7 protein-coding genes are annotated in these 7170 nt (G+C 39.6%); all 7 read right to left on the reverse strand.

Going from position 1 to position 7170, the window contains the following annotated elements:
• Positions 1 to 100: 100 nt before the first annotated feature.
• Positions 101 to 1279: a M20 metallopeptidase family protein gene (locus QZ334_RS05870; RefSeq protein ID WP_295232710.1), complete on the reverse strand. Its 1179-nt coding sequence runs from the start codon at positions 1277 to 1279 to the stop codon at positions 101 to 103.
• Between the two features lie 95 nt (positions 1280 to 1374).
• The gene (locus QZ334_RS05875) at positions 1375 to 1557 is read right to left on the reverse strand and encodes a hypothetical protein (protein WP_295232713.1); all 183 of its coding nucleotides are present in this window, start codon (positions 1555 to 1557) and stop codon (positions 1375 to 1377) included.
• Positions 1558 to 1695: 138 nt separating this feature from the next.
• Complete coding sequence (locus QZ334_RS05880; RefSeq protein ID WP_295232715.1) at positions 1696 to 2883, reverse strand: aspartate aminotransferase family protein; 1188 nt, start codon at positions 2881 to 2883, stop codon at positions 1696 to 1698.
• 90 nt (positions 2884 to 2973) lie between these two features.
• Complete coding sequence (gene argB, locus QZ334_RS05885) at positions 2974 to 3831, reverse strand: acetylglutamate kinase (protein ID WP_295232718.1); 858 nt, start codon at positions 3829 to 3831, stop codon at positions 2974 to 2976.
• A 10-nt stretch (positions 3832 to 3841) separates the two neighbouring features.
• Positions 3842 to 4792, reverse strand: coding sequence for an N-acetyl-gamma-glutamyl-phosphate reductase (argC, locus tag QZ334_RS05890; RefSeq protein ID WP_295232721.1), 951 nt, complete (start codon positions 4790 to 4792; stop codon positions 3842 to 3844).
• Between the two features lie 122 nt (positions 4793 to 4914).
• Positions 4915 to 5925, reverse strand: a complete 1011-nt coding sequence (gene argF / locus QZ334_RS05895) for an ornithine carbamoyltransferase (protein ID WP_416376195.1) — start codon at positions 5923 to 5925, stop codon at positions 4915 to 4917.
• 31 nt (positions 5926 to 5956) lie between these two features.
• Positions 5957 to 7141 (reverse strand): M20 metallopeptidase family protein, encoded by a 1185-nt coding sequence (locus tag QZ334_RS05900; protein WP_295232724.1) that lies wholly within the window; start codon positions 7139 to 7141, stop codon positions 5957 to 5959.
• Positions 7142 to 7170 lie beyond the last annotated feature (29 nt).

Raw genomic sequence — 7170 nt, forward strand, 5'->3', positions numbered from 1 at the left:
TTTTATCGACCCCCAGTTTAACTGGGGGTTTAGTCATGCCTATTCGGCGTACAATGAAAAAGCACCATATCCCGTAAGATATGGCGCTTTTATACGCTTACTATTTATGTTCTTGTAACCACTGAATAGCATATTCAGCATATACCGCAGATGCGGCAGATAGTACAGTATCATCCATATTAAATCTATTATTATGATGATCGTAGGTAGCCTCGATTTCAGGGTTTTGAATGCCAATAAAGGCAAAGCATCCTGGTTTATCTTGTAAATACCATGCAAAATCTTCCCCTGGCATTACTTTACGCATTTTAGAAAGTTTGTCTTTACCTAATGTATCAATAATGACACGTTCTGCCAATTCGCTAGATGCAGGATCATTAATAGTAGGCGGTACTTTTTTTACATATTCTAATGTAGCAGTTGCTCCATAAGCCTCAGCAGTATGTTCTACTACGCGTCGTATGGATTCAACATAGTACTCTTCTTGATTTGGGTCAAAGAATCGAATAGTTCCCCCCATTTTAGCTTCACCAGGGATAACATTCCATTCAGATCCAGAGTGAATATTACCAATAGTGAGTACAAGAGAATCTAAGGCACTCACATTACGAGATACTACGGTTTGCAAGTTCATGACGATAGCACTAGCTACTACAATGGCATCAATTGCTTGATGTGGCTGTGCACCATGGCCTTGTTTGCCTTTTACATTAATAGTGATCTGGCTACTTGCAGCCATACGAGGACCTTCTTCTACAGATATGAGTCCTGCTGGTAAATCAATCCATACATGACCGCCAAAGATGGCATCCACCTTATCATACCAGTCCCCAAATTTGATGAAATCTGGTGCACCCGCTCCTGTCTCCTCAGCAGGTTGAAAGGCTAAATATACGTCGCCTTCGATGCGATCTTTCATAGACATTAACATCTTGGCAGCGCCTAATAAAATAGCCATATGACCATCGTGACCACAGGCGTGCATTTTGCCTTCAGTTTCTGATTTATAGTCTACTGTATTATGTTCGTGAACAGGCAATGCATCAATATCAGCGCGCAAAGCAATGGCTTTGCCAGGTTTACCACCTCGGATGATACCAATTAAGCCGATGCCCCGCTCTGTATCGGCGTGAACTTCTACGCCCATAGATTCTAATTCTTTAGCCAAGGTTTTAGTTGTTTCAAATTCTTCATTACTGAGCTCAGGATGTTTATGGAAATATCTACGCCAATCTTGAACGTAGCCTTTATATTGTTCGATTAAATCGCGACTATGCATGATATCGCCTCCTTATAAAATCCCATAATCAAGGGGAATAACAGGGTAAAAGTAAAAGAAAACGACAGGCAGTGCCATGTCGTTTTCTTAGTTTCTTATCGGTTGCGCAATACTGCTTGTACCGCTAAGGATACAACAGCTGTTGCAACTGCCACAGCAGCAGTAATTTTTGCTGTTGTGAAAAGTTCTTCTTTTGTAGGTTTTGCTTTAGCAGCAATATCCAAAGTTTTTGCTACAGCAGGAACCAATACTTCATTACGTAAGGATTCTGTATACATATTTACTCCTCCAATATAGACTGTTTCTTCTAGGTTATCACGAATGAGAACTAAAGTCTATATATTCATTGATTTATTTCAATGGTTATACGGTGACGCAACTATTTTAAATGATATTTATAAAAGTTATCCTTAAAATTATTTTGCAGCTAACTCTGCAATAGCTTCAGCTACAATGGTAATCGCTTTTTCCAATTGGTCTTGAGGAATATTAAGAGCTGGTAAAAGACGTACTTTATTTTTTGCAGATAAGCATACAACGCCCTTTTCAAGACATTTCGGAATGACTGCTTTTGGATCTACTGTAGTTTCAATACCAAGCATAAGGCCCATGCCGCTCACACCTAGAATACCAGGTTTGCCTGCTAAGGTAGTTTTTACATAGTCCCCTTTTGCTTTTACAGAATCTAATAATTCTGGTGTTAAACGATTAATGATAGTATTGCCTGCTGCCGCACAGATTGGATTGCCCCCAAAGGTTGTTGCATGTGCACCAGCATTTAACACATATTGCATCTTTTCATTGAATAATGTAGCACCCATCGGAAGGCCACCTGCTAAACCTTTTGCCGTAGATACTACATCTGGCTCGATGCCAAATTGTTGGTATGCATATAAACTACCAGTACGGCCATTACCAGTTTGTACTTCATCGATTAACACGAGTTGATCGTGTTCATGAGCATATTTTGTTACTGCTTGTACGAACTCTTTATCCAAAGGCATAACACCACCTTCACCTTGAATAGGTTCCATCATGATGGCACAAACTGCTGGATTATCAAGTGCTTTTAAGGCCGCATCAATATCATTAGCAGGTGTATGAATAAAACCTTCTGTAAATGGGAAGAAATGTTGGTGGAATACATCTTGGCCTGTAGCAGACAAGGTAGTAATAGTACGACCATGGAAGCTATTAACCAATGTAACGATGACATGGCGCCCTTCACCGTATTTGTCATGACTATATTTACGAGCTGCTTTGATGGCACATTCATTGGACTCTGCACCAGAGTTAGAGAAGAATACCTTCTTCATACCTGTTTTAGCACACAATTGTTTTGCCAATTCAATTTGTGGCAAAGAATAGTACAAATTAGAGATATGGTTCAACGCATGAGATTGTTTTGTCACGGCCTCTGTCCATTCATCGTCATCGACACCAAAGGCTGTTACGCCGATACCAGATCCAAGATCGATGTATTCTTTACCATTTACATCCCATAAAAGAGAGCCTTTCCCCTTTTCAAAACATACGTTAAACCGGCCATACGTATTGGCTATATATTCTTTATCTTGTTGTTCAAAATCGATTGTATTGCTCATTACATCCTCCGAACGTACGGTCGCGCCGTCGTCTATCTATGTGAAAGTTAACGATGGTAATAAATACTTACCATCGTTATACCTACTATATTACTTTACAAACATGGTGCCAAGACCTTCATCAGTCAATAGCTCAATAAGAATGGCATGTGGGATCTCACCATTGATGATAAATACCTTTTGAGCGCCTGATTTGATGGCCTCTAAGCAGCAATCCACTTTTGGAATCATACCGCCAGCGATAATCCCCTCTGCTTTTAATTGATCCGCCTCTGCCATAGTAATTTTAGAGATTAAAGAATTAGGATCATGTACATCACGTAGCACACCATCAATGTTTGTCATAGCCACCATTGTTTCCGCCTTAAGGGCACCGGCAATTTTTGCGGCTACTGTATCAGCATTGATATTATATGTCTTGCCATCAGCCCCCATACCAATGGAAGAAATGACAGGAATATAACCTCTACTGATAACATCATCGATAATACTTGTATCAATCGTATCGATATAACCTACATAACCAAGCTCATCATTTTGTTTATGAACTTGAATCATATTACCATCCACACCACAGAGACCAACAGCCTTACCACCAAGGTCTGTTAAATCTGCTACAAGGCCTTTATTAACCTTGCCGGCTAATACCATTTGTACTACATCCATTGTCGCTTCATCAGTGACACGCAAGCCATTTGCAAAACGGGATTCAATTTTCATAGCATCTAGTGTGCTATTAATAGCTGGTCCGCCACCATGAACGAGTACAACTTTTACCCCTACCAATTGAAGTAGCATTAAATCCTTCATAACGGATTTCTTTAATTCTTCGTCAATCATAGCATTGCCGCCATATTTAACGACAACATATTGATCTGTATATTGTTTAATATATGGAACGGCCGCAGTTAAGATATGCGCCCGCATTGCATTTGTTACGTCCTTCATAGTTCCCTCTCTAACCTAGTGCTAGGCCTGTATCCTCAGGCAAACCTAAAGCAATGTTCATACATTGAACAGCAGCACCAGAGGCACCTTTGCCTAAATTATCGAAAATAGCATGAACCATAATGCGTTCATCATTGCCAGTCACATAGATTTTCATGCTATCTGTGTTGCTCAATTGATTTGCATTTAACATGCCTGTATTCCTGTTCTCAGTAAATGGTACGACAGTAATAATCGGGCTACCTTTATAAAAGTTTTCTAATGCCTGTTGCACTGTATCAATACTGATTGGCTTTTGACATAAACGACTGTGAATGCCTACCGTTACTTCCATGCCAGAATAATAATCGTCAACGATAGGCATAAAAATAGGTGCTTCACTAAGGCCACAAACATGTTGAACCTCTGGTAAATGTTTATGTTGTTGACTAAGACCATATTGACGCGGTGCATAGAGGAAATAATCCTTTGGTTCACTTTCATATTGACCAATCATCTTTTTACCACCACCGCTATAGCCTGTTAAGGATGTGATAGTGAAAGGATAATCTGTTGGTACAAGACCAGCTTTTACAAGAGGTGCAATACAAGCAATCATTCCACTCGCATGACAACCAGGGTTAGCAATATGTTTTTCAGTAGCGATGGCTGTTTTATAATCCGCACCGAGCTCTGGGAAGCCATAAGCCCAATCAGCAGCCGTTCTAAAGGCAGTCGATGTATCAATTACCTTACATGGTAATTCACCGATAGCAGCCATAATTTCCTTAGATGCCACATCAGGCAAGCAGAGGAATACAATATCTGCCTCTTTAGCTACCTCTTTAATAGCCTCTACATTTTTACGATCCTCATCAGCTGTAGCTAATAGCTCTATATCTTTTCTATCGGATAACCGTTCATGAATTCTTAAACCTGTTGTGCCTTCATGACCGACAATAAATACTTTATAGGGTGTCATAGTAAACCTCAATTCTCACCTATTGGTGACTCACACCTATCTATACAGCTCTCAGTTATTACTTTCAGCGATTATAAATAGGAAACAAACTATACGATTCATCACCTTCTAGGAAGATGAAATTATTTCAATGGATAGTCACTAAAGGTAGCAACCATAACGGCCTTAATCGTATGGAGACGATTTTCGGCTTCTTGGAATGCTAAGGAATTTGGACCTTCAAATACCTCTTCCGTTACCTCAATACCATTCATGCCAAACCGTTCAAAGATATCTTTACCAACTTGAGTTTCCGTATTGTGGAATGCTGGCAAGCAGTGACAGAATTTGGTATTTGGATTACCTGTTAATGCCATCATTTCAGCGTTAACTTGGAATGGTTTAAACGTATTGATACGTTCTTCCCACATATCGTATGTATCACCCATAGTTACCCATACACCTGTATAGATTACATCTAAGCCTTTAACACCTTCAGCTACGTTATCTGTACATGTAATGGTAGCACCTGTTTCTTTTGCAACTTTTAAACATTCTTCATAGAATGGACCGGCTGGCCAGTATTGTTTAGGTCCGATAAGTCTAAAGTCCATACCCATTTTAGCGGCGCCACTCATTAAGGCATTACACATATTAGATTGACCATGACCCACATAAGCATAGGAGATTTCATTTAACGGTTTGTCGATATTTTCTTGAAGAGTCAAAAAATTCGCTAATGTTTGTGTTGGGTGGTCCATATCGGTAAGACCATTCCAAACAGGTACGCCAGAATAATCAGCTAATGTATCTACATCGGCTTGATCAAAACCTCTAAACTCGATAGCATCATACATAGATCCTAGAACACGAGCTGTATCTTTTAAGGATTCTTTTTTATTCATTTGGGAACCTGTAGGGCCAAGATATGTTGTATGAGCACCTTGGTCCGCAGCACCTACTTCAAAGGCACAACGTGTCCGTGTAGAGTCTTTTTCAAAAATCAACGCAAAGTTTTTACCTACTAATGTTTTGATTTCTTTGCCTGCTTTTTTATCGGCTTTTAATTTTGCAGCCAAGCCCAAGAAGTATTTAATTTCTTCTGGTGTGTATTGAAGTATTGTTTTAAATGATGTATGTTGTAAACTCTTCATGATAACCTCTTATTTCAAACTACTTATTTAACTACTTTTCTTGTAAAAATTCGGCGGCAATGGCAGCCATCATTGTTATACCAGGTTCTAGGATGCTTTCGTCAATGGTGAAAGCCTCATTATGCAAGGCCGGATTACCTTCAAATCCAGTACCTAACCAAAGGAAAGCACCTTTTATTTTATGAAGATACGCGGAGAAGTCCTCTGCAGCCATAGACGGGAATTCAGGATATACCACCGCTTCTTTACCAAGATATTTCTCTACAATAGATGTGGCATAATCGATGGCGTCTGGATTGTTGATAGTAGCACCATGACCACGTTTATAATCTAAGGTACTCTCTGTTTTTAATAACATATCGAGAGCTTGTAAACTTTCACCAAGACGTCGTTCTATATAATCCCGTTTTGCTGGTTCATAAGTACGACAAGTACCTTCTAGATATACATCGCCACAGCCTACATTGTATCTGTCGCCCCCCTTGATAACACCGATGGTACATACTAGATTTTCCATTGGATTCGTTTCACGAGCCACAATAGATTCTACGTTTACAATCCAGTTTGCGGCTGCTACGATAGCATCTACCCCATTATGAGGCTCCGCTCCATGGGTCGATTTCCCTTTAATATGGACGAGGAAGTGATCCGATGCAGCCATCAAATTACCTTTTTTTAGACCTACCGTACCAACCGGTAATTGTGGCCATACATGAAGGCCATATATTTCATCTACATCATCAAGAATGCCGCTATCTACAATACCTTGTGCACCTGGGAATAATGCTTCCTCTTCGGAAGGCTGGAATACGAGCTTTACGGTGCCATGCAATTGGTCTTTAATAGACTGTAAAATGGCTGCTGCACCAAGCAAAATTGCAATGTGGCTATCATGACCACAAGCATGCATAACGCCATCATTTTCTGATGCAAATGGCAATCCAGTAGTTTCATGTATGGGTAAGGCATCTATATCAGCACGCAATGCAATGACTGGTCCAGGTTGAGTCCCTTCGATTTTACCGATAACTGCATAATCAGAAACATCATTTACAAAAGGAATACCTAATTCACCAAGAACCTTTTGAATAAATAAGGATGTATTTTTTTCTTCACCAGATAATTCTGGATGACTATGAATATGTCTACGCCATTCTACAACTTGTTCTTTATATTGTGCGGCATATTTCTTAATCAAATCTTGTAATGTATTCATTACTCTATCTCCTTTATACACTATATGTA

The organism is Veillonella sp. (assembly GCF_019414865.1).
GTDB lineage: Bacteria > Bacillota > Negativicutes > Veillonellales > Veillonellaceae > Veillonella.

Excerpts from the sequence above, each read along its gene's own strand:
- QZ334_RS05880 (WP_295232715.1), bottom strand. The coding sequence starts at position 2,883 with ATGAGCAATACAATCGATTTTGAACAACAAGATAAAGAATATATAGCC.
- argB (WP_295232718.1), bottom strand. The coding sequence starts at position 3,831 with ATGAAGGACGTAACAAATGCAATGCGGGCGCATATCTTAACTGCGGCC.
- QZ334_RS05900 (WP_295232724.1), bottom strand. The coding sequence starts at position 7,141 with ATGAATACATTACAAGATTTGATTAAGAAATATGCCGCACAATATAAA.
- QZ334_RS05870 (WP_295232710.1), bottom strand. The coding sequence starts at position 1,279 with ATGCATAGTCGCGATTTAATCGAACAATATAAAGGCTACGTTCAAGAT.
- argF (WP_416376195.1), bottom strand. The coding sequence starts at position 5,925 with ATGAAGAGTTTACAACATACATCATTTAAAACAATACTTCAATACACA.
- argC (WP_295232721.1), bottom strand. The coding sequence starts at position 4,792 with ATGACACCCTATAAAGTATTTATTGTCGGTCATGAAGGCACAACAGGT.
- QZ334_RS05875 (WP_295232713.1), bottom strand. The coding sequence starts at position 1,557 with ATGTATACAGAATCCTTACGTAATGAAGTATTGGTTCCTGCTGTAGCA.